Below are 21931 nucleotides of genomic sequence, written 5' to 3'. Positions count from 1 at the left end.
ATCGTCCTGCCGAGGAGAGCCGCCATGGTGTACGCGCAGCCCGGAACCGAGGGCAGCATCGTCAGCTTCGACCGCCGCTACGACAACTTCATCGGTGGCGACTGGGTCGCCCCGGCCGACGGCCGGTACTTCGAGAACCCGACACCGGTGACCGGCGGCGTCTTCACCGAGGTCGCCCGCTCCACCGCCCCGGACGTCGAACTGGCCCTGGACGCGGCCCATGCCGCCGCGCCGAAGTGGAACCGGACGTCCACGACCGAGCGGGCCAACATCCTCAACAAGATCGCCGACCGGATCGAGGCGAACCTCGAACAGCTCGCCGTCGCCGAGACGTGGGAGAACGGCAAGCCGGTCCGCGAGACGCTCGCCGCCGATCTCCCGCTGGCCGTCGACCACTTCCGCTACTTCGCGGGGGTGATCCGCGCGCAGGAGGGCAGCATCGCCGAGATCGACGCCGACACCATCGCCTACCACTTCCACGAGCCGCTGGGCGTGGTCGCCCAGATCATCCCGTGGAACTTCCCCATCCTGATGGCCGCGTGGAAGCTGGCGCCCGCCCTGGCCGCCGGGAACTGCGTGGTCATCAAACCGGCCGAGCAGACCCCGGTCAGCCTGCTGAAGGTCGTCGAGCTGATCGCCGACCTCCTGCCGCCGGGGGTGCTGAACGTCGTCAACGGCTTCGGCGTCGAAGCGGGCAAGCCGCTGGCCTCCAGCCCGCGGGTGGCCAAGGTCGCGTTCACCGGCGAGACCACCACGGGCCGTCTGATCATGCAGTACGCGAGCGAGAACATCATCCCCGTCACGCTGGAGCTGGGCGGCAAGAGCCCCAACATCTTCCTGCCCGACGTCATGGCCGCCGACGACGACTTCCTGGACAAGGCCGTCGAGGGCTTCGTGATGTTCGCCCTCAACCAGGGCGAGGTGTGCACCTGCCCCTCGCGGGCCCTGATCCACTCCTCGGTCTACGACGACTTCATGGCCCGCTGCCTGGAGCGCACCAGGGCCATCGTCGGCGGCGACCCGCTGGACCCGGCGACCATGATCGGCGCCCAGGCCAGCAACGACCAGTACGAGAAGATCCTCTCCTACATCGACATCGGCAAGAAGGAGGGGGCGGAGCTGGTCACCGGCGGGGGCCGCCGCACGGTCGACGGCTTCGAGGACGGCTACTACATCGAGCCGACCATCTTCCGCGGCACCAACGACATGCGGATCTTCCAGGAGGAGATCTTCGGCCCGGTGGTGTCGGTGACGACGTACGACTCGGTCGACGAGGCGCTGAAGATCGCCAACGACACGCTCTACGGACTCGGCGCGGGCGTGTGGACCCGGGACGGCGGCACCGCCTACCGGATGGGCCGGGAGATCAAGGCCGGGCGGGTGTGGACCAACTGCTACCACGCCTACCCGGCGCACGCGGCCTTCGGCGGCTACAAGAAGTCCGGCATCGGCCGCGAGAACCACAAGTCGATGCTCGACCACTACCAGCAGACCAAGAACCTGCTCGTGTCCTACTCGGCGAAGAAGCTCGGGTTCTTCTGATGGCCGCGCGGACCGCCAGGGTGGAGCTGACCGGGGCCGCGGAGGATCTGGTGCGGCGGCTGGTGGCCCAGCACGGGCCGGTGATGTTCCACCAGTCCGGCGGCTGCTGCGACGGCAGCGCCCCGATGTGCTACCCGCGCGGCGAGTTCCGGGTCGGCGGCTCGGACGTCCTGCTGGGCCGGGTCGCCGGGGACGCGCCGTTCTGGATGAGCGCCGACCAGTACGTCTACTGGCGGCACACCCACCTCACCGTCGACGTGGTGCCGGGGCGCGGGAGCGGCTTCTCGCTGGAGGCCCCCGAGGGAGTCCGTTTCCTGCTGCGCTCCCGGGTGCTGACCGACGAGGAGTGGCGGCGCGTCGAGGCGGAACCGCCGCTGCCCACGGGGGCCGACCCGCCGGACTGACGGCGGCGGACCAGGTCGGCGGCGGGGAGCCTGACCGTGAAGGCGCCCGGCCGGGAAGGCGCCCGGCCGGGAAGGCGCCCGGCCGGGAAGGCGCCTGATCGGTGAGGCGTGACCGGTGGCGGCCGGGTGATCAGGGGGCGCAGGCGCCCGCGCTCTGGAGGCGGTGGGCCTCCTGGAGGGAGAAGCGGGCGCTGTCCCGTACGAGCGGGTCCTCGTCGGCCCGTGCGGTGGTGTCCAAGACCGTGGCGACGACCGGGTCGCCGGTGTACGGGGCCAGGGACATCGCCGCGTACTGGCGGACCAGGTCCTCCTCCGGGGCGCGCAGCGCGGTGAGCAGCGCGCGGCCCGCCTCGTGGCGCAGGGCCGGGTCGGCCGGGGGCCACACGCGCAGCACGGTGGCGCTCTCGACGCGGGCCAGGTCGTACTCGGCGGGGTCCGCGACGACCGAGACGAGGAACGGCAGCGCCTGGGCGTTCGCGTCCAGCTCGGTGATGATCTCGCGCTTGCGGTCGCTGCCCGGAGGCAGGGCGCGGAACTCCGCTATCAGGCGTTCGGCGGCCTCGGCTGCCGCTGAAGCCGCCTCCGTGGCCTGGGGGTGCGTGTCGTTCATGGGGGTGGACACTTTCTGTCAGGGCCAGTCGGCCTGCCGGAGCCGGTCGACCTGTGCCATGAATGCTACGAAAGTGCCCCCCACGGTGGCGGACGCCTCCGGGGCCGGGGCCGCCGTCCACGGGAGGGTGCGGGCCCGGTCCGCACCCTCCCCGGTGCGGGCTCAGTCCGCCTCCGGCCGGTCGGCGCGGGCCGCCAGCCAGGCGCGGGCCTCGTTCACCTCGCCCTCGGTGAGGACGGGGCGCACCTGGTCCGGGTAGCGCGTGACGTAGTGCTCGCGGGCCGCCTTCATGCCGACCGCGCGGGCCGCGGGGGTGAGGCCGGGGTGGTCCGCGACCTCCTTGGCACGGTGCCACCAGCCGTGCGAGCGTGGGTCGATCGCGTAGTGCCAGAGCGGCTGGGCGGGGTCGGCGACGCCGATCAGCACCCGGTGCAGGACGTACGGGCGGACGCTCGGCTGCCCGATCAGCCCGTCGGCGACGTGCAGGGGGTGGACGCCGTCCAGCCGGGCCCGGAGCAGCACCCAGGTCATCAGGTGGCCGGTGTCGTGGTCTCCGGAGGCGACGAACTCCCACAGCTCGGCGGCCTTCGCCTCGTCGGGCGCTCCCAGGTGGGTGAGCAGCCGGACGGGCTCCTTCCAGAGCGGCTTGGGCTTCGCCCACCAAGCCAGCATCGCCGCGGTGGCCGGGTGACCCAGGTCCTGGGCGAGGCAGGTCAGGGTGACCATCGGGTGGCGCCACTCGGTGTACGTGGTGCGGTACTGCTTGGTCAGCTCCTTCTTCCAGCGGGGGAGGAGGGCGACCAGGTCCGCTTCGGTGCCCTCGCCATGGGCGTGGAGCAGCTCCAGGCAGAACGCGACGCCCTGGACGCCGGTGGCCGGGTCGGCCAGCCGGTCGCGCAGCCACCGCACGTCGTCGGGGGAGAGCGTGCGGTAACGGTGGTAGATGTCGCCGAGGCCGCCCTCGTATCCGTCCAGGTCGGGGCCGGTGCCCGCGAGGAGGCCGTCCCGGGCGGCCTCGTAGCGCTCGACGGCGGCCAGCGCGTCGGCCGCCTGGCCGTCCCGCTCCGCCCCCGCGTCGCCGGTGAGCCGGGCGGCCGCTTCGCGCACCCGGGCGGTGGTGTCGGTGGCCGCCTTCGCGGCGGCGACCCGCAGCGGGCGCGGCAGCCGCTCGTCCGTGGTGAACCGGATGGTGGTGAGGAGCAGCGGGGAGAACGCGTCGGCGGCGGAGCGGCGGGTGTCGGGCTCGTCCGTGACGGCTTCCCGCAGCGCCCGCAGGAGGGCGGTCTGCGCGGTCTCGGGCGCGGTACGGGCCGTCAGCTCCTCGGAGAGCGTGCGGGCCGCCTCGACCGGGTCCGGTTCGCGCAGGGCCCGGTGGACGCGGAACCAGCCGGCTACGGCACCGTCGTCACCGGTCAGCGCCCAGGTGCGCAGCAGCTCCAGCGAGCGCGGGGACGGGTGCGCGGCGAGGGCGTAGGACGCCTCGGACCCCAGCTCGGCGGCCACCTCACGGGCGGCCGGGTGCTCCTGGCGCAGCAGCGCGTCCAGCACGGGGCGCCAGCCGCTCCACGCCGCGAGCCGCCCGGCGTACTCCTCCCGCCAGGCGGCCAGCAGTCGCGCCGCCTCGTCGGGGGTCAGCGCCCGCCGGTGCTCCAGCGGGACGGCGAAGCGGGCGGCGGCGGCCAGGTCCACGGGGTCCGGCCCCGACAGCCGCTCGTGCAGCCAGCGTTCCTCGGCGGCGGTCAGCGGGTCGTACTCCACGGCCCGGGTGCTGCGGCTGCGGGGCTCGTCGAGGCGGCCCAGCAACTGGCGTACCCCTGAAGGGTCCTGGGGGTCGGGCAGCCCGTCGTCGTCCGTCGCCGTGACCCGGTCCAGCTGGAAGGCGCCCCGGGGGCCGCCGTTGACGATCCGGTAGCCGGGAGGTCCTTCGCCGAGGCCCGCGGCGACCGTGGCGTGGTCACCGCCCCAGTGCAGATACAGCGCGCCCCGCAGGTCGCCGGAGCGGTCGAAAGCGTCGTGGGACTGCCAGTGCCAGTACGCGAAGGAGGTGTCGGTCGCGAGGCCTCGGGTCGCGAACATCTCCGCCGCGTCCTCATGGCCGTCTGACTGGGTGTAGCGGCCCCTGGTCGGGGGAGGCAGGACGGCGAAGCCGTCGCCGCCGAGCGTGCGCCACCAGGCCTTGATCGTGCTGAGGTCCGTGTTCAGTCCCACCAGAACGACCACGCTTCCTGGTTCAGCAGTGCCTTCTGCGCGTAGACGTCGAGATCGTACGGCGGGGACTGGTCGATGTTGTCCGGGCAGAAGGCGTAGTGCTCGGCGGCCAGGGCACGGGCCTCCTCCAGGGTGGTGGGCGGGCGGCCCACGGAGACGAGCAGGGTGTCGAAGCCGAGCACCACGACCCGCGCGTCGTAGCGCTCCTCCCAGGAGCGGAGCACCGCGCAGAGCCGGGCCACGTCCCCCTCGTGGTTCATCGGGCCCGACCAGCCGATCGCCGCTGGTATGTCCGCGCTGCGCCGGGCCGGGACGAGCGCCATCCGGGTCCCGCCGGGCCAGCCGTCCGGATCCGCGGTGAGCACACCCACCAGCCCCGCCGCCGCCTCGTCCGCGCCGACGCGGGCCGCCTGGGCGGGAACGGGGGCGAGGCCGGGCCACAGGTCGTCCTCGTCCTCATCCTCGCCCTCGTCCGCCGCGGCGGCGGGCCCGTCGGCCGCCACCTCGTCCGCCGCGTAGTCCGACCAGTACCCCGCGAGCACCTCGTCCGGGTCGTGGTCGCCCGGATACGACGTGGCGTCCGGGCACAGGTCCCACGCCTCGGGCCACTGGTCGCGCGCCCCGCCGCTGACCAGGACCGGCAGCAGCCCGAGCCGCCGCCCGGCCGCGCCGAGGGCCGTCCAGTCGGCGGGGGCGGCCGGGCCGTCCGCGTACCACAGCAGGGGTTCGTGCCAGGTGCCGTCCAGCGTGGCGTCCACCAGGGAGCCGGGCGGGAGATCCAGGCCGGAGGTCGCCAGATCGGGCAGAGGATTCGGAAGCGTCGCCATGGAGGGGAGCCTAGGCGGCACCACTGACAACGCCCCGGGCAGCGGCCGGTCCGGTGACGGCGGGCCCGGCGACCGGGGCCGCAGGCCCTGGGAGACGTATGGTCGAGGCCCGTTGCGCGCTGCCCGGTCACCGAGGGCCGGGCCGATCCGGCAGGAGCCGCCGTGAACAGGATCATCACGTCCATCTCGCTCTCCCTCGACGGATTCTTCGAGGGGCCCGACCACGACATCGACTGGCACACCGTGGACGAGGAAGTGCACCAGCACTTCAACGACTACTTCCGGACCATGGGCGGCTTCGTCGAGGGGCGCGTCACCTACGAGCTGATGGAGGAGTTCTGGCCGACCGCCGACCAGGACCCGGCCAACGAAGGGCCGATGGCCGAATTCGCGGGCATCTGGCGGGACACGCCGAAGTTCGTCTTCTCCCGGACGCTGGAGAGCGTGGGGCCGAACGCGACCCTGCTCCATGAGGTCGCCCCCGAGCAGGTGCGCGGTCTGCGGGACGCCGCTTCGGGGGACCTGGCGGTCGGCGGCGCGGACCTGCTTGAGTCGTTCCGGCAGGCCGATCTGATCGACGAGTACCGGGTCTACGTCCACCCCGTCATCCTCGGCCGGGGCCGCCGCTTCTTCCGGGACAGCGAGGAGCGGCAGACGCTCCGGCTGGTGGAGACCCGGACCTTCGGGAACGGGGTCGCGATGCTCCGTTACGAGACGGTCCGGGGATGAGGCTTGCGGTGCTGAGCAGGGGTGCGGGTGAGGGTCAGGCGGTGGCCGCGTAGGCGGCGAACGCCGACCAGGCCGCAGGGGCGACGGTGAACGTCGGGCCCTCGATGTCCTTCGAGTCGCGGACGTGGACGGCGGCGGGGTGCGCGGCGATCTCGACGCACTGCCCGCCCTCGTCGCTGCTGTGGCTCGACTTCTGCCAGTCGTAGGCGATTTCGAGGCAGGCGCCGCCTTCATCGGAGCTGTAGCTCGACTTCCGCCAGGTGTAGGCGATTTCGAGACACTGGCCGCCCTCGCTGCCGCTGTAGCTCGACTTGAACCAGTTCAGTGCGGTGCTCATGTCTCTCCCAGTAAACGGGCCAGCAGGCGCAGGGTCTCCAGCGGGGTGAGCGCCTGGGCTCGCAGCATCGCATATTTCTGGGCGAGGATGCTGATCTCGTTCCGGTCCGAGATCAGGTGGCTGCCGCGCTGGGTCTCGGAGTAGGCGATGTGCTGGTGGTCCGGGGTCTCCAGGAGAGTGAAGGGTCCGTCGAGACTCGCATGGGCCCTGCTGTCCAGCGGGAGCACTTGGAGGCAGACGCCCGGGAGTTGAGCCATCGCGTAGAGGTGGCGCAACTGCTCCCGGTGGTCCTCGTCCGAGGTCAGTCTCATCATCAGCACCGGCTCCCACATCACCATGCTGATCGTCGGCGGCTTCTTCCGGTCCAGGATCTGCTGGCGTTGCAGCCGCGTCACCGTCTGCGTCTCGACCTCCTCCGGGCTGTAGACCGGAATCTTGTTGCTGAACACCGCGTCCGCGTACGCCTTCGTCTGGAGCAGCCCCGGGATGACCTGGTTGTCGTACCAGGAGAGCGCCAGCGCCTCGTGCTCCATGTTGAGGTAGTGCTCGGCCCACAGCGGGATCAGGTCGTACTCCGGCATGTTGTCGACCGCTGTCGACAACGCCCCCTTGGTGTCCAGCAGATCGTCGATCGTCTCCGCCAGATCCGGCACGAGCGAGCGTCTGCCCTGCTCGATGGAGGCGATCAAGTCCTCCTGAACGCCTGTGGCTCGGGCCAGTTCGACCTGGGTCACGCCCGCCTCGGTGCGGAACCGGGCCAGGAGCTTGCCCACGAGCTTCATGGTCGACGCGTTCTTACGCTGTCGCTTTCTGGGGTGCATACGGTTCCCACTCCCACCCCGGAACCCACTTCACGCCTGCGCGACCCGTACAACAAATCTGTACGGGCCGCGCAGGGTTACGGCAGGTCAGGCGGTGGCCTGAGGTGTTTCCGGAAGGGTCTCCGCGGCTCAGAACATCAGTGCGGTCTCGACGTCCGACTGCCAGTAGGTGACGAAGCCCAGGTGGTCCGTGTAGGTCTCCGCCGGGAGCTTCAGCGTGGCCTCGCTGGTGGGCTTGTTGTTCTTGCCGACCATGATCACGCCGAGGTTGTCGCTCTTGACCGGCTCGCCCTCGCCGGGCTGGCCGCGGAGCCCGATGCCCGCGTACGCCTTCTCGCCGGGCGAGAGCACGACGACCGCCTGCGGCCTGCTGTCATCGAGGATCGGGTACACCGCCTGCGCGTTGTCGAAGCGGAGGAACGGCGCGTGGTACGCGGCGCAGTCCTTCGAGCCGGTGTTCGTCACCGTGAGCAGCAGGTGGTTGATCGGGCGCCTCACCTTGGAGACCTTCACCGTGGAGTTCTTGGGCGTGCAGGCCGGGATCGAGGCCGCCGCCCCGGCGTTCGCCGCGGTCTCCGACGTCTTGTTCTGGTTGCTGGCGTTGCCGCCCGCGTGCTTCCTCTCGGCGGCGACGGTCTGCGTCTCGGCCGCGCCTGTCCCCGGGCCCTCGGACCGGGCCTTGTCGTCGGTGCTCGTCGCCTCGTCGCCGGTGTTCGTCGCCGCGGGGGGCGCGATCTCGACGGAGCCGGCCGACTTGGTCCCCATGGCCTGGCCGTCGCCCCCGCAGGCGGTGAGCGACAGGGCGGCCGCGAGGGTGGTGGCGGCGAGGGCGGTGGTGCGGATGCGGTTGATGCGCATGGTGGCGGTACTCCCCGTGTGATCAGCGTGTTGGGTGCGTCGGGTGCGTCGGACGTGATCGGTGAAGCCGTGGTGCTGTGGCTCGGTCCGAGCTTGTGGGTTGGCTGATTCCGGCCGCAACGTCTGGCGAACCATTGGGGACGCTGGAACGTCTACGCATACGGTGACCTGCGGGAATTCCGCGTCCCTGGAACGCCGTTCCGGGATGGAAGAGGGAGGGGAAAGCCGTCGTGGCGACGCCGGAGGCCGAGCATTTCGCGGCCCTGCTGAAGGAACTGAAGGACCGGTCGGGGCGCAGCTACGGGGTTCTCGCGGGGCGACTGCACGTCAGCACGTCCACCCTGCACCGGTACTGCAACGGTGATGCCGTGCCGAACGAGTACGCCCCCGTCGAGCGGTTGGCGCGGCTCTGCGGGGCGACGGGCGAGGAACTGGTGGAGGTGCACCGGCGTTGGATCGTCGCCGAGGCGGCCCGGCGACGGCCGACGGCTGGGGCGGGCGGGGGTGGAGGCGGAGCCGGAGCAGGAGCCGGGGCCGGACTTGGGGCTGCGGCTGGGACTGACCCCGACCGTGCCCCTGCCCCTGCCCCTGTCTCTGCGCCTGCCCCTGCCTCTGTGCCTGCGCCCGCTGCGGAGCCCGACCCCGTACCCTCCGCCGATTCCGCACCCTCCTCCGTCGTCACCGACGCGCCCACCGGTGTGCCCGGCCCCGGAGACCCCCGCTCCCGGTGGGCCCGGCTCTCGCGGCGTACCCGGGTGCTGCTGGCCGCCGCCGGGGTCGCCGCGCTCCTCGTGCCCACCACCGTCGTCGCCGCCGACCTCGTCGGGCCCGGTACGGGGGCCGAGGGCGGCGCCGACGCGGCGGCCCGGGGCGGGCGGGAGGCCGGGGACACCGCACCGCCCGGGGCGCCGGAGTCCGCCGCGCCGCGGCCCTCCGGCTCGTCGGTCCCCCCGTCGCCGTCCGCGTCGCCGGGGGAGCCGTCGGCCGCAACCTCGGCGCAGGCCGGTGCGGCGGGCGGGGCGCGGGGGCCCGAGGGCGGTGGTACGGGGCTCGGCGCGCCTCCGGCCGTCACCATCTCCTCGTACAACTGGGAAGAGCCCTGCGGTCAGTTCTACCTGCTGAACCGGGGGCCGGAGGGCGTCGATCCGCCGCCCCCGCCGCAGGACCGGCGCGGCTGGGCGCGGAAGTACGGCGGGGTGGAGGGCGGGAACACGCTGCTTCAGCTGACCGTGCAGGGCACCGCGCGCGAGGCCGTCGTGCTGAAGGGCCTGTACGTGCGCGTGGTGTCCCGCAAGGCGCCGCTGCCCTGGTCGGCCTATCTGATGGGGAACGGCTGCGGCAGCGGTATCTCGCCCCAGACGTTCGTCTCCGACCTCGACGCGGGGCACCCGGTCGTCACCCCCGTACCCGGGACGCAGGGCGACACGACGCTCCCGGCCCGGCCCTTCCCGTTCAAGGTCACCTCCGAGGACGTGGAGGTCTTCAACCTCGACATGAAGTCCGTCGGCTACGACGTCAGCTGGTATCTGGAGCTGAAGTGGAGCAGCGGCGGGCGCGAGGGGACGCTGCGGATCGACGACGCCGGGCAGCCGTTCCGCACCAGCGGGATGCGGGGGCGGCCCGCGTACACGTACATGAACGACGAGGTGAAGTGGGAGCCGCACGAGGTGAACCGGTAGGCACCCGGGGCGAACCGGCGGGCGCACGAGGTCAACCGGCGGCTCCACGAGGTGAACCGGCGTCTCCACAAAGCGAGTCGGTAGCCGTGCGACGTGAGCCGGTGGCGCGTAGCCCCGGGACAGCTCCTCCGTGGTCAGCAGCGTGGGCGCGTGCGGGGGCGGTCGTCGTGGGGCTCACGAGAAGCTCCAGGGGGGTGTGGGCCGGGCGCAGCCGTCGTGGGTGAAGTTCCGTGCGAACGCCGGGTCCTTGGGGAGTCCGGCGAGGTCGGTGACCACGTCGCGGGCGGGGACCCCGGCCGCGTGGAAGTGCTTGAGCCAGGCGGCGGTGGGGGCGGTGGCCAGCGTGGCGGGGGGAGTTCCGGCCGGTTCTCCCGACGGCCCCGCGAACGCCCTGGCGGCTGCCCCTCCGGCCGCCTCTCCGGCTGCTCCTCCGATCGCGATCAGCCCGTCGGCGGTCGGGGCGACGAGTGGTGCCACCGGTTGCCGGTCGGCCGCCGACAGCTCGTCCAGTCCGCGCAGTTGGGGCCTCAGCAGCACGCGGGAGGCCCCGAGCAGGGAGGTGTCGACGCGCAGCCGTCCGCTCGCCGCGCCGGACGTCCGGGCCAGCAGCGCGGCCAGTACGGACTCGGCCGCCAGGTGGCCGCCCAGGATGTCCAGCAGGGTCACCAGGGACGGGGCAGGACCGCCGTCCGGGGTCCGTACGGTATCGGCGACGCCCGACCAGGCCTGGACCATGAAGTCGGTGCCCGGCGGGCGCTGTTCACCGGGGGCGCGGTCCCAGGCGGCGGCCCGCGCGTAGACCAGGCGGGGGTTGACCCGGGCCAGGTCCTCGTCGTCGAGCCGGAGCCGGGCCGCCTCGCCCGGGTCCCAGCTGTGCAGGAAGACATCGGCGTCCGCCACGGCCTCCGCGACGGCGCGGCGGCCCGCCGCCGTCCGGATGTCGGCCTCGCGGACCTCCTTGCCCGCGTTGAGCGTCGCGTACCGGGCGGAGACGCCTGCGGCCAGGGGCGCCGCCCCGCGTGCCGGGTCGCCGCCCGGGGGCTCGATCCGGATCACGTGCGCCCCGAGCGCGCGGAGTACGGAGGTGGCGAACGGGCCCTGGAGGTGCCGGGTGGACTCCACGACAGTGAGGCCGGTGAGCGGGAGCGGTAGCGCGCCGGGGGGCGGCTCCCGGTGCGGGGCGGCCGGGTGGCCCTCGTCCCGGGACAGTTCGCGCAGCTCCCAGGGGTCGTCGTCGTGCCGTACGTCGTCGTCGGCCCGGCGGTCGGCGAGGGTGCGCAGGGCGCAGAGGCCCATCCCGGTCCGCTCGGCGAGGAGTTGGAGATCGGCGTAGGAGTGGCGGGCGGCGCTCTGGGCGAGCGTCGTGATCAGCGGGGACGCGGCGCGGGCGTGGCGGGCGGCGAAGGAGCGCCAGCTGTTCGCGATGTCCTTGGCGGGGGCTCCGGCCGCCTTCCAGAAGTCGCGCCAGGGCTGGACGTCGAGCGCCTCCACCTCGAACCGGACGCCGTCGGCCGAGACGAACGGGGGCCGGGCGGTCCGGCGGTAGGGCGGGCTGTCGACCTCCTCGGGGCCGCCGTCGGCCGTCGCGGCGGCCACGTACGGGCCGAGGGAGAACAGGGCCGTCTCCGCCACGCTGAGCCGCACCGAGCGGACCGGGGTGGCGCGCAGGCCGGAGAGGGCGGCGGCCAGCAGGGCCTGGGTGGCGGCGACCCCGGCGAGGGTGGAGAGGTAGTCGAGGCCGAGTGGGCGGGGGCCGCCGTTGGCCCGGCCGTGGAGGGCCATGAGCCCGGTCGCGGCCTGGGCGGTCGTCTCGTCGAAGGGCGAGGCGTCCCCGGCGGGCCAGCCCCGCAGCGTCAGGTCGGTGCCCAGGCCGGGGAGCGGTCCGCCGAGCCCGATGACCGTCTCCGGGCCCGCCGTGGCGTACCGGTCGCGGGCCGGGGCCGCTCCGGGCCCGGCGTGGCGCCAGGGGGCCTCGGCGGGGCCGAAGCGGGCGCCGAGCCGGGTCAGGTGGTCGCGGACGACGGCGGTCGCGGTGGCGAGGCCGGCGGGCGGGGCGGCGGGCAGGTGCACCAGGTGGCCGCCGAGCGGCAGGGCCTCGCTGGTGATGAGCGAGGGGGTCCCGCCCGTGACGAGCGCGGAGGCTCCACCGGTGGTGTGCGGGGCGGCCGCGCCGGTGGTGCGCGGGGCGGTCTCGCCGGGGAGAAGGGGGGCGGACGCGCGGGGCGTGGCCGGGGCGGTGCCATCGGCGACGGGCGGGGCGAGCGGGGGCGCTGACGTCAACGGGTCCTCCGGGGACGAGCCGTTAGTTAGGTTAGCCTAACCATAGTCGCTGGAGGGTGGGGGTTGGCGGGATTCCGGCGGGGCACACGTGATTTCTCGACAGCGTCGACTGCCGGGTCCGCCACCCAGGTGACCCGGGAGTACAGTCTGCGAGGCCCTGGCCGCCCGGGCCGCTGCGGCCGTGTGCCGGAGCGGCGGGCGGCCCCGCCCCCGAACCCCAGGTGACCGATAGCCATGTCAGGAATAGCCGAAGCCTCCGAGCAAGCCGGGCAGATCCCGAACGCCCGCACGGCGGTCTCCCCGCGGGCCGATCTCGACCCAGACGTGTGCGAGAAACGTTCCCGTCGGCTCAGACGCCGGCTGGAACGGCTCATCGGCATCGCGGCCACCGAGGGCAACGCGCTCATCCCGCTCCGCAACGGCGACGCGATCTTCGGCGCGATGCTGAAGGCGATCCGCGAGGCCGAGCACACCATCGACATGATGACCTTCGTCTACTGGCGCGGTGACATCGCCCACGAGTTCGCCGAGGCCCTCGCCGAGCGGGCCCGCGCCGGGGTGCGGGTGCGGCTGATGCTCGACGGCTTCGGCTCCCGGCTGATCGAGAAGGGCCAGCTGGACGTGATGGACGAGGCCGGGGTGACCGTGGCCTGGTTCAGGAAGCCGCTCTACCTCTCGCCGCTCAAGCAGAACCACCGCTGCCACCGCAAGGTCCTCATCACCGACGAGTCCATCGCCTTCACCGGCGGCGTCGGGATCGCCGAGGAGTGGTGCGGCGACGCGCGCAACGAGCACGAGTGGCGCGACACCCACGTCCAGGTCCAGGGCCCCGCGGTCGACGGCCTGGCCGCGGCCTTCGCGCAGAACTGGGCCGAGTGCCAGGACGAGCTGTTCGACGAGCGGGACCGGTTCGTCCCCAGCGACCAGCACGGCGACGCGGTCGTCCAGGTCGTCCGCGGCTCCTCCTCCTTCGGCTGGCAGGACATGCAGACCCTGATGCGGGTCGTCCTGGAATCGGCCGAGGAGCGCATCCGCCTCACCACCGCCTACTTCGCACCCGACGACTACTTCACCGGCCTGCTCTGCGACGCCGCCCGGCGCGGCGTCGAGGTGGAGATCCTGCTGCCCGGCCCGCACACCGACAAGCGGGTCTGCCAGCTCGCCGGACAGCGGTACTACGAACAGCTCACCGCGTGCGGGGTGAAGATCTACCAGTACCAGCCGACGATGATGCACACGAAGACGGTCACCATCGACCGGGTCGCCGCGCTCATCGGCTCCACCAACTTCAACCGGCGTTCCTTCGAGCACGACGAGGAGGTCATGCTCGCGGTGATGGACTGCGACTTCACCGACGCCCTCGACGAGCACTTCGACGAGGACCGCGAGAAGAGCGTCCTCATCGAGGGCGCCCGCTGGAGGCGGCGCGACGTCGTCCAGCGGGTCCGGGAAGCGGCCGTGGTGCCGATCCGCCGCTACCTCTGAGCCGTCCGCGCCGGGTGTGCGACGGGGCTGACCGGGCAGATGGGCAGAGCAGTCACGTCGACCGTCATACGAAGGGAAGGGTCCATGAGCGTCTCCGCCGACACCTCATCGGCACCGGCAGCCGCGGTGATCACCGAGCCTCTGCCCGACCTCCAGCTCCAGCTGCTCATCCAGCTCCTCGACGAGGACCCGCGCGCCGGTCTGCCGCTGACCCTCACCCACCCCGGCGGCCTGCTGCACGGGGACGCCATCGGCCACGAGCAGTGGAAGGCCGAGTGGGCCCGGAGCCTGCGGCAGGTCGAGGGCGAGGGCGCCAACCTGCTCGCCGAGTTCCCCGAGACCGTCGACCAGGGCGTACGGGAACTGCACGCCCACGAGGGGGATGCGGAGGGCGCCCGGCTGCCGCGCTGGATCCACCTGCGGGACGTGACGCTGATCACCGGGTCCATGAGCGCCATCTCGCTGCCCCTGTGGCGCGGACGGCTCGCGGACGTCTCGGGCTGGGCCCTGGGCCGCCCGCAGTGACGCCGTAGGTCCTAGATACGAGACGAGACCGGCCCCGGCACCTGTTCCGCAGGTGCCGGGGCCGGTCTCGTACGTACAGCCGGTGCTCTCAGAGCCGCTCGGGCGTCCGGATGCCGAGCAGCTCCATGCCCTGGTGCAGGGTCCGGGCGGTGAGGCCGACCAGGAACAGCCGGTTCTCCACGACCTCGGGCGCGTTGTCCGGGCTGAGGACCTGGCACTGGTCGTAGAACGTCGTCAGGTGCGAGGCCAGCTGGTACAGATACGCCGCCAGCTTGTGCGGCTCGTAGCCGGCGGCGACCTCCGCCAGCACCTCGCCGAACTGGTCCAGGTGCAGCCCGAGCGCGCGCTCCGCCGGGGCCAGCGCCAGCTCCGGGTGGGCGGCCGGGACCGCGTCCCCCGCCTTGCGCAGGATCGACTGGATACGCGCGTACGCGTACTGGAGGTACACCGACGTGTCGCCGTTCAGCGACACCATCTGGTCCAGGTCGAACTTGTAGTCCCGCACGGCGGAGGTCGACAGGTCCGCGTACTTCACGGCCCCGACGCCGACGTACCGGCCGTTCTCGGTGATCTCCTCCTCGGACAGGCCCACCTTCGCGGCCTTCTCCCGGACGACCGCGGTCGCCCGCTCGACCGCCTCGTCCAGCAGGTCCTCCAGCCGGACCGTCTCGCCCTCGCGGGTCTTGAACGGCTTGCCGTCCTTGCCGAGGACCGTGCCGAAGGCGAGCTGCACGGCCTTGACGTCCTCGTTCAGCCAGCCCGCCCGGCGGGCCGTCTCGAAGACCATCTTGAAGTGCAGCGACTGCCGCGCGTCCACCACGTACAGCAGGGTGTCGGCCTTGAGGTCCTGGACCCGGTCGCGGATCGCGGAGAGGTCGGTGGCCGCGTAGCCGAAGCCGCCGTTGCTCTTCTGGACGATGAGGGGGACCTTGTTGCCGTCGGGGCCCTTCACATCGTCGAAGAACACGCAGAGCGCGCCCTCGGAGCGGACGGCGACACCCGTCTCCTCCAGGATGCGGCAGGTCTCCGTCAGCATGTCGTTGTAGCCGGACTCACCGACGATGTCGGGGTCGCGGACCTCCATGTCGAGCTTGTCGAAGACCGAGTGGAAGTAGATCTTCGACTCGTCGACGAAGCCCTGCCACAGCTCCAGCGTCCGCGGGTCCCCGGCCTGGAGGGCCACCACCCGGTCCCGGGAGCGGGCCTTGAACTCCTCGTCCGAGTCGAACAGGGCCCGGGAAGCCTTGTAGACGCGGTTCAGCGTCGACATCGCCGCCTCGCCGTCGCTCGCCCCGCCCTCGTGCTCCAGGGCGCCCGGGTGCTCGATCAGGTACTGGATGAGCATCCCGAACTGGGTGCCCCAGTCGCCGATGTGGTGCCGCCGGACGACGTCCTCGCCGGTGAACTCCAGAATCCTGACCATCGCGTCACCGATGACCGCCGACCGCAGGTGGCCGACGTGCATCTCCTTGGCCACGTTCGGCTGGGCGTAGTCGATGACCGTCCGCCCGGCGTCCGCGGCCACCGGCACACCGAGGCGGCCCGAGGCGTCGGCGGACCGGGCGGCGAGCGTCCCGGTGATCGCCCGGTCGGTGAGGGTGATGTTGAGGAAGCCGGGGCCGGAGACCTCGATGTCCTGGATCAGCTCACCCGCCGGAAGGGCGGCGGTGACCTGGGCGGCCAGCTCGCGCGGGTTGCCCTTGAGCTTCTTGGCCAGCGCCAGGATGCCGTTGGCCTGGAAGTCGGCCCGGTCGCTTCGGCGCAGCAGCGGGTCCGCGGCGCCGGCCTCCGGCAGAGCTGCCGTCAGGGCGTCCGCCAGCTGCCGCTGGAGCGTGGAAGCGAGGGAAGGGACCGAGCCGGGCTCAGGCATGGGACGGGCTGCCGTTTCCGTAGGGGTACGAGGGGTCGGTCCAGTATCCCACGGGGCGCAAAGCCGTTTTCGCGCTACGGGGGGTAGCTGGGAGAATGGCCGGTGACCCACCGGGAACCGACAGAACGAGAGAAGGACGTGCCGACCGTGGCCGAGAGTCAGACCAGCACCGAGACCGACTGGGTCTCCCGCTTCGCGGACGATGTCATCGCCGAATCGGAGCGTCGTGCGCCTGGCAAACCGGTCGTCGTCGCCTCCGGGCTCTCCCCGTCCGGCCCGATCCACCTCGGCAACCTCCGCGAGGTCATGACCCCGCACCTGGTCGCCGACGAGATCCGCCGCCGCGGCCACACCGTGCGCCACCTGATCAGCTGGGACGACTACGACCGCTACCGCAAGGTCCCCCAGGGCGTCCCGGGCGTCGACGCCTCCTGGGCCGAGCACATCGGCAAGCCGCTCACCTCGGTGCCCGCCCCGGCCGGATCGGCGCACCCGAACTGGGCCGAGCACTTCAAGGCCGCCATGACGGCCGCCCTGGACGAGCTGGGCGTCGCGTACGACGGCATCAGCCAGACGGAGCAGTACACCGCCGGGACCTACCGCGAGCAGATCCTGCACGCGATGAAGCACCGCGCGGACATCGACGCCGTCCTCGACCGGTACCGCACGAAGAAGGACCCGGCCGCGGCCCAGGGCAAGGGCGGCAAGAAGCCGCAGCAGCAGAAGAAGGCCGACGAGGCCGAGCTGGAGGCCGCCGAGGGCTCCGGCGCCGCCGCCGAGGACGACGGCAGCGGCAACAGCGCGGGCTACTTCCCGTACAAGCCCTACTGCGGCAACTGCGAGAAGGACCTCACCGTCGTCACCTCCTACGACGACGACACCACCGAGCTGAACTACACCTGCTCCGCCTGCGGCTTCGCCGAGACGGTCCGGCTCAGCGAGTTCAACCGCGGCAAGCTCGTGTGGAAGGTCGACTGGCCGATGCGCTGGGCCTACGAGGGCGTGATCTTCGAGCCCAGCGGCGTCGACCACTCCTCGCCCGGCTCCTCCTTCGTCGTCGGCGGCCAGATCGTCCGCGAGGTCTTCGACGGCGTCCAGCCCATCGGCCCCATGTACGCCTTCGTCGGCATCTCCGGCATGGCCAAGATGTCCTCCAGCAAGGGCGGGGTCCCCACCCCGGCCGACGCGCTGAAGATCATGGAAGCGCCGCTGCTGCGCTGGCTCTACGCCCGCCGCAGGCCCAACCAGTCGTTCAAGATCGCCTTCGACCAGGAGATCCAGCGGCTCTACGACGAGTGGGACTCGCTCGGCCGCAAGGTGGCCGACGGCACGGTGCTGCCCGCCGACGCCGCCGCGCACTCCCGCGCCGTCAGCACGGCCGCCGGACAGCTCCCGAGCACCCCGCACCCCCTGCCCTACCGGACGCTCGCCTCGGTGGTCGACATCACCGCCGGGGCCGACGACCAGACGCTGCGCATCCTCAGCGAGCTGGACCCGGACAACCCGCTGACCTCCCTGGACGAGGCGCGCCCGCGCCTGGACCGGGCCGAGAACTGGATCACCACCCAGGTCCCGGCCGAGGCCCGCACCATCGTCCGCGACGAGCCCGACAAGGACCTGCTCGGCTCGCTCGACGACCAGGGCCGCGAGTCCCTGCGTCTGCTCCTGGCGGGCCTGGACACCCACTGGTCGCTGGACGGCCTCACCACGCTCGTCTACGGCGTGCCGAAGGTGCTGGCCGGGCTGGAGCCCGACGCCAGTCCGACGCCCGAGCTGAAGGCCGCCCAGCGGTCCTTCTTCGCGCTGCTGTACCGCCTGCTCGTCAGCCGCGACACGGGTCCCCGCCTGCCCACGCTGCTGCTCGCCGTCGGCGCGGAGCGGGTGCGCAGGCTGCTGGCCGCGTAACGGCGTACGGACGGCGAAGGGGCCGCCGCCCGGGAGGGTTTCTCCTGGGCGGCGGCCCCTTCCGCGTACGCGGGCGACGGCGCGGGGTGCGGACGACGGACGCGCCGGGTCAGGCGCTCTGGTCGGCGGGCGCCTGCTGCTCGTAGGCCCGCCGGAACTGCGGCATCAGGTCCTTGAGCAGCTGCCGGGAGCGCGGGTGGCGGATGCTGCGGGCATCGGCCAGGTGGATGTCCAGGGCCTCCAGGGACGGATGCTGCCCCTGCTCGTCCGTGTACGCGCGGAACACGTCGTACGCCTCCGCGGCGAAGTCGGCGTCCTCCATGGGCCACTCCTCCACCTGCGGGGCCTCTTCGGGGGCCAGCTCCTCGGGCGCCTGCCGCGGCTCGGGCGAAGGACCGGGGGACGGCTCCTCTCGGCGGGCGCGCGGCACCGCGCCGACGGCGCCGACGTCACCCAGCGGCCGGGTACGGCCGGGCCCCGCGGGGATCTGGACCGGGGTGGGCTCAAGACCCTCGACGTACTGCGGGTCGTACGCGCTCTCGTGGACGTTGTCCGGCAGCTTCTGCGCGGCGAACCAGGGGCTGTCATGGGTCGGCGCGGCGGGCGGATCCTGCTTCTGGAGCGAGGCGGGGTGGGGCTGCTGTTGTTCCCGCTGTTGCTGCCGCTCAGGCTGTTGCTGTTGCTCGGGTTGCTGTTGCTGTTGCTGGGGGTGGGGCTGGGCCTGCTCGTGCTGGGGCCCGTGCGGCTGGGGCCCGTGGGGCTCCCGGTGCTCCGGCCCCTGTACGTGCTCCCGGCGCGGCTCGTACGGCAGTTCCGGGTGGCCCTGCGCGGCGGGGCCCAGCCCGGCCTGCGGACGGTCGCCCTCGATCTCGGCGGGCGCGGGCGGCAGCAGGGCCGGTTCGATGCCCGCGGCGGCGAGTCCGGCCGGGGCGGTCTCGGCGAGCGGGACGCCGTACTTCGCCAGGCGCAGCGGCATCATCGACTCGATGGGGGCCTTGCGACGCCAGTTCCGGCCGAACCGGGCCTGGAGGCGCGCCTGATAGATCAGCCGGTCCTGCTCCAGCTTGATGACCTGCTCGTAACTGCGCAGCTCCCACAGCTTCATCCGCCGCCACAGCTTGAACGTCGGGATCGGCGAGAGCAGCCAACGGGTGAGGCGGACGCCCTCCATGTGCTTGTCCGCCGTGATGTCCGCGATCCGGCCCACCGCGTGCCGGGCGGCCTCGACGGAGACGACGAACAGCACCGGGATCACCGCGTGCATCGCGGTGCCCAGTGGATCGGGCCAGGACGCCGCGCCGTTGAACGCGATCGTCGCGGCCGTCAGCAGCCACGCCGTCTGACGCAGCATCGGGAACGGGATGCGCATCCAGGTCAGCAGGAGGTCCAGGGCGAGCAGCACGCAGATGCCCGCGTCGATGCCGATCGGGAAGACCAGGGAGAACGACCCGAAGCCCTTCTCCTCCGCGAGTTCGCGCACGGCGGCGTAGGAACCGGCGAACCCGATCGCGGCGATGACCACCGCGCCCGCCACGACGACCCCGATGAGTATGCGGTGCGTGCGCGTCAGCTGCATCGCGGCCACCTGCGATCCCCTCCCCGACCTCTGTGCCCGGCTCCAACCGGCGTCTGCTGCCCGGCCTGTGCACCCGGCGAGGGGACAGCCTGGCACACGCGTACGAGCTCCGGCGCGCGGGGAGGGGCGGGACGGCCGTCGGCCGCTTCCCGGAACCGCGCCAAAATGGCTTATGCGACAGGGGAGTTCGGGCCGCCCACCCCTCGGGCCGCGCCGCGGGCGCTGGTTACGCGTCGGACTTCTTGTCGTCCTTCTTCGCGTCGTCCCCGGCCTTGTCCCCGTCCTTCGCCGGAGGCGTGGTCGCTCCGGACCCGGCCTTCGCCTCGACCGCGGCGATGGCCTCCTTCGCGGCCTTCAGGGCGCCCTTGGAGATGTCGGACGCGGAAGGCGTCTTCGCGCCCGCGTAGCCCGCGCCGTTGTACGTCAGGGTGACGACGACGTTGCCCGTGCGGGCCACGACGGTGGCGTGCTCGAAGTCCTCGTCCGTCTGCTTCAAGGCGTAGGTGACGACCGTGGCGCCCTCGCCGAGCCCCGTCGCGGGCTCGGCGGCGATCTTCTTGGCGCCCTCGGCGACCTTCGCCCGCGCGACCTGCTTGGTGTAGTCGGCGGTGGCCCGCTCGGCACCGCTGCCGAGCGCCTGGTCGGAGTCGAAGCGGGTGAAGCCGACGTCCAGCCAGCGGTACTGCGACCCGTCCACGCCCTTGTCGTCCAGGCCGTTCCAGGAGCAGTTCCCCCGGATCGAGAGGTCGTTGGAGCGGCCCGCGGTGCCGTTCTTCTTCTTCGCGTCCGGCACCAGGTTCTCGACCGTCTTCTTCGCGACGGACGAGCACGGGTCGGGCAGGTCGGAGAACTTCGCCGGGGCGACCGCGGAGGCCGAGGGCTCGGCGCTGGGGGAACCGGACGAGGAGCCCTCGTCCTTCTTGCCGTCGGAGCCGGAGCCGGAGTCCGACGAGCAGCCGACGGCTACCAGCATCACCGGGACGGCGGCGCAGGCGAGGAGGCGGGACAGACGCGGAGCTGAACGGTGCATGGTTCCTTCACTCGGGTGGCGCGGCGGGCTCGACGGGCGGACCGGGGGTTCCCGGATCGTCGTCAGGCGGTCGTCGGTCGGTCTTCGGCCGGTCGTCGGGCGGCCGTCGGTCGGTCGTCGGGCGGCCGGCGGGTCGGGGGCGGGCATCTTCCGGACAGCCACGGTACGACGGCCGACGACCGTCCCGCGCCCCCCTCGCGATCCCCCGCGCACCGCAGAACGGCGCCGGAGGACACCCCGGAGGGGCCGCTACTCGCTGAGCGTCTCGGCCAGCTTCCGGGCCAGTGCCTGGGCCTTCTCCTGGAGTTCCCTGCTGTCGGGCACTTTGGTGACGAGCACGGGCTGCTCGGCGTACCGGACGGTCACGATCACGTTCGATGTGCGGAACACCACGCTCACCGTGCGGTGCTGTGCGGTGGAACCTGCCCGAGTGAGCAGATCGTCCAGAAAAGCGGCATCTCCGAGGTTGTCGAGGACCCGCGGCCGGAGGTCGTCGGCCGGGCTGCCGCCGTCACCACCGCCGTCGACGCCCGGTGAGGCGGAGGACGAGGCGGACGCGGAGGAGCCGGACGGCGAGGGCGACGCCGAGGGGGGCGGGGCGGCACCGTCCGACGGGGTCGGCTTCGCCTTCTCCGGGTCCGGCTCGCCGCTTTCCCCGCTCTTCCCGGCGCTCTTCTCCGCGTCCGGTCCAGGCGTCGCCGCCGACAGGTCGGCGGCCCGCTCCTTCTTCCCGTAGACCGTGTCGGCACGGTCGTCGTCGCTGACGGCGGGGTCGTAGGAGACGACCCGCTCCAGGTCGACGGAGAGGCTCCGGGTGGCGTCCGGGGCGTCGGACTTCCAGCCGCACCCGACCTTCCGGTCGGTGTCGTGCGTGACGGCCGGGACCCCGCGGAACACCTTGTCCCGCTGCGCATCCGGCAGCTCCGCCGTCCCGGGCAGCAGGTCCCCCAGCGTCGTGCGCGGTACGGCGCGGCAGGGCGCGGGCAGGGTCAGGTACTTGCCGGGAGGCGCGGGCGACACCGTCGGGCCGCCCGGCTTGCTGTCACCGCCGCTCGCGTCGCCGTCACCGCCCGCGCTACAGCCGACGGCGAGCGCTGCGAGGAGTGCGACGCCGGGTACGTACGCCTTGTGTCGCACCGTCCCAGGCTCCCTTCGGTACGGAAAAGCGGTTGCCGCTCCGAGGCGGCCGATGGAGACAATGTGTACCGCACGCACTGCTGAGGACGCCGGTCGGCCGATGTGTTC

The 21931-nt window shown here is 72.6% G+C and carries 18 protein-coding genes; 7 read left to right on the top strand and 11 right to left on the bottom strand.

Annotation, left to right across the window (positions count from 1 at the left end):
- Positions 1–24: 24 nt before the first annotated feature.
- On the top strand, positions 25–1542 hold the full coding sequence (gene adh / locus ACIRRU_RS03450; RefSeq protein ID WP_363201067.1) for an aldehyde dehydrogenase: 1518 nt from the start codon (positions 25–27) through the stop codon (positions 1540–1542).
- On the top strand, positions 1542–1946 hold the full coding sequence (locus tag ACIRRU_RS03445; protein WP_403675530.1) for a DUF779 domain-containing protein: 405 nt from the start codon (positions 1542–1544) through the stop codon (positions 1944–1946). Before adh ends, ACIRRU_RS03445 begins: the two co-directional genes overlap by 1 nt.
- Positions 1947–2076: 130 nt before the next feature.
- On the opposite strand, the gene ACIRRU_RS03440 is transcribed toward ACIRRU_RS03445, so the two are convergent.
- The 3 genes from ACIRRU_RS03440 to ACIRRU_RS03430 all read right to left on the bottom strand — a co-directional run bounded on the left by ACIRRU_RS03440 (position 2077) and on the right by ACIRRU_RS03430 (position 5591).
- Positions 2077–2556 carry a hypothetical protein gene (locus ACIRRU_RS03440; protein WP_363201069.1) on the bottom strand — a complete coding sequence of 160 codons (480 nt, stop codon included), beginning with the start codon at positions 2554–2556 and terminating at the stop codon, positions 2077–2079.
- A 162-nt stretch (positions 2557–2718) separates the two neighbouring features.
- On the bottom strand, positions 2719–4776 hold the full coding sequence (locus tag ACIRRU_RS03435; RefSeq protein ID WP_403675526.1) for a hypothetical protein: 2058 nt from the start codon (positions 4774–4776) through the stop codon (positions 2719–2721).
- Entirely contained in the window at positions 4755–5591 is an 837-nt protein-coding gene (locus tag ACIRRU_RS03430; protein ID WP_403675524.1) for a DUF4253 domain-containing protein, read from the bottom strand. The genes ACIRRU_RS03435 and ACIRRU_RS03430 overlap by 22 nt, the downstream gene beginning before the upstream one ends.
- A gap of 162 nt (positions 5592–5753) precedes the next feature.
- On the opposite strand from ACIRRU_RS03430, the gene ACIRRU_RS03425 reads away from it, so the two are divergent.
- Positions 5754–6320 carry a dihydrofolate reductase family protein gene (locus ACIRRU_RS03425; RefSeq protein WP_403675521.1) on the top strand — a complete coding sequence of 189 codons (567 nt, stop codon included), beginning with the start codon at positions 5754–5756 and terminating at the stop codon, positions 6318–6320.
- 34 nt (positions 6321–6354) lie between these two features.
- Here the strand turns inward: ACIRRU_RS03425 and ACIRRU_RS03420 are convergent, their stop codons facing one another.
- From ACIRRU_RS03420 to ACIRRU_RS03410, 3 genes are all read right to left on the bottom strand, one after another.
- Entirely contained in the window at positions 6355–6657 is a 303-nt protein-coding gene (locus ACIRRU_RS03420; protein WP_403675518.1) for a DUF397 domain-containing protein, read from the bottom strand.
- Entirely contained in the window at positions 6654–7439 is a 786-nt protein-coding gene (locus ACIRRU_RS03415) for a helix-turn-helix domain-containing protein (RefSeq protein WP_403675516.1), read from the bottom strand. Before ACIRRU_RS03415 ends, ACIRRU_RS03420 begins: the two co-directional genes overlap by 4 nt.
- A gap of 168 nt (positions 7440–7607) precedes the next feature.
- Positions 7608–8336 (bottom strand): DUF4232 domain-containing protein, encoded by a 729-nt coding sequence (locus ACIRRU_RS03410; RefSeq protein ID WP_403675513.1) that lies wholly within the window; start codon positions 8334–8336, stop codon positions 7608–7610.
- 230 nt (positions 8337–8566) lie between these two features.
- On the opposite strand from ACIRRU_RS03410, the gene ACIRRU_RS03405 reads away from it, so the two are divergent.
- A complete protein-coding gene (locus ACIRRU_RS03405; RefSeq protein WP_403675510.1) occupies positions 8567–10015 on the top strand; it encodes a helix-turn-helix domain-containing protein in 1449 nt (482 codons plus the stop codon).
- 174 nt (positions 10016–10189) lie between these two features.
- Here the strand turns inward: ACIRRU_RS03405 and ACIRRU_RS03400 are convergent, their stop codons facing one another.
- On the bottom strand, positions 10190–12295 hold the full coding sequence (locus ACIRRU_RS03400; protein ID WP_403675507.1) for a CoA transferase: 2106 nt from the start codon (positions 12293–12295) through the stop codon (positions 10190–10192).
- A gap of 234 nt (positions 12296–12529) precedes the next feature.
- Here ACIRRU_RS03400 and ACIRRU_RS03395 point away from each other — a divergent pair, with 234 nt between their 5' ends.
- Together ACIRRU_RS03395 and ACIRRU_RS03390 are read left to right on the top strand one after the other, a co-directional pair.
- On the top strand, positions 12530–13780 hold the full coding sequence (locus ACIRRU_RS03395) for a phosphatidylserine/phosphatidylglycerophosphate/cardiolipin synthase family protein (protein WP_403675504.1): 1251 nt from the start codon (positions 12530–12532) through the stop codon (positions 13778–13780).
- A gap of 84 nt (positions 13781–13864) precedes the next feature.
- Entirely contained in the window at positions 13865–14305 is a 441-nt protein-coding gene (locus tag ACIRRU_RS03390; RefSeq protein WP_403675502.1) for a hypothetical protein, read from the top strand.
- A gap of 88 nt (positions 14306–14393) precedes the next feature.
- Here ACIRRU_RS03390 and argS read toward each other — a convergent pair whose 3' ends face one another.
- Entirely contained in the window at positions 14394–16175 is a 1782-nt protein-coding gene (gene argS, locus ACIRRU_RS03385; RefSeq protein ID WP_403675501.1) for an arginine--tRNA ligase, read from the bottom strand.
- 138 nt (positions 16176–16313) lie between these two features.
- Here argS and lysS point away from each other — a divergent pair, with 138 nt between their 5' ends.
- Positions 16314–18080: a lysine--tRNA ligase gene (lysS, locus tag ACIRRU_RS03380; protein ID WP_403675499.1), complete on the top strand. Its 1767-nt coding sequence runs from the start codon at positions 16314–16316 to the stop codon at positions 18078–18080.
- A 109-nt stretch (positions 18081–18189) separates the two neighbouring features.
- On the opposite strand, the gene ACIRRU_RS03375 is transcribed toward lysS, so the two are convergent.
- The 3 genes from ACIRRU_RS03375 to ACIRRU_RS03365 form a co-directional block, all read right to left on the bottom strand.
- Entirely contained in the window at positions 18190–19665 is a 1476-nt protein-coding gene (locus ACIRRU_RS03375; RefSeq protein ID WP_403675497.1) for a DUF2637 domain-containing protein, read from the bottom strand.
- Between the two features lie 217 nt (positions 19666–19882).
- Positions 19883–20686: a DUF3558 domain-containing protein gene (locus tag ACIRRU_RS03370; protein WP_403675496.1), complete on the bottom strand. Its 804-nt coding sequence runs from the start codon at positions 20684–20686 to the stop codon at positions 19883–19885.
- A gap of 249 nt (positions 20687–20935) precedes the next feature.
- Positions 20936–21823: a DUF3558 domain-containing protein gene (locus tag ACIRRU_RS03365; RefSeq protein WP_403675493.1), complete on the bottom strand. Its 888-nt coding sequence runs from the start codon at positions 21821–21823 to the stop codon at positions 20936–20938.
- Between the last annotated feature and the right edge of the window lie 108 nt (positions 21824–21931).

Origin of the sequence: Streptomyces sp. NPDC101181 (genome assembly GCF_044767975.1) — a bacterium.
Classification (GTDB): domain Bacteria; phylum Actinomycetota; class Actinomycetes; order Streptomycetales; family Streptomycetaceae; genus Streptomyces.
This window is presented reverse-complemented; position numbering and strand designations above follow the sequence as displayed.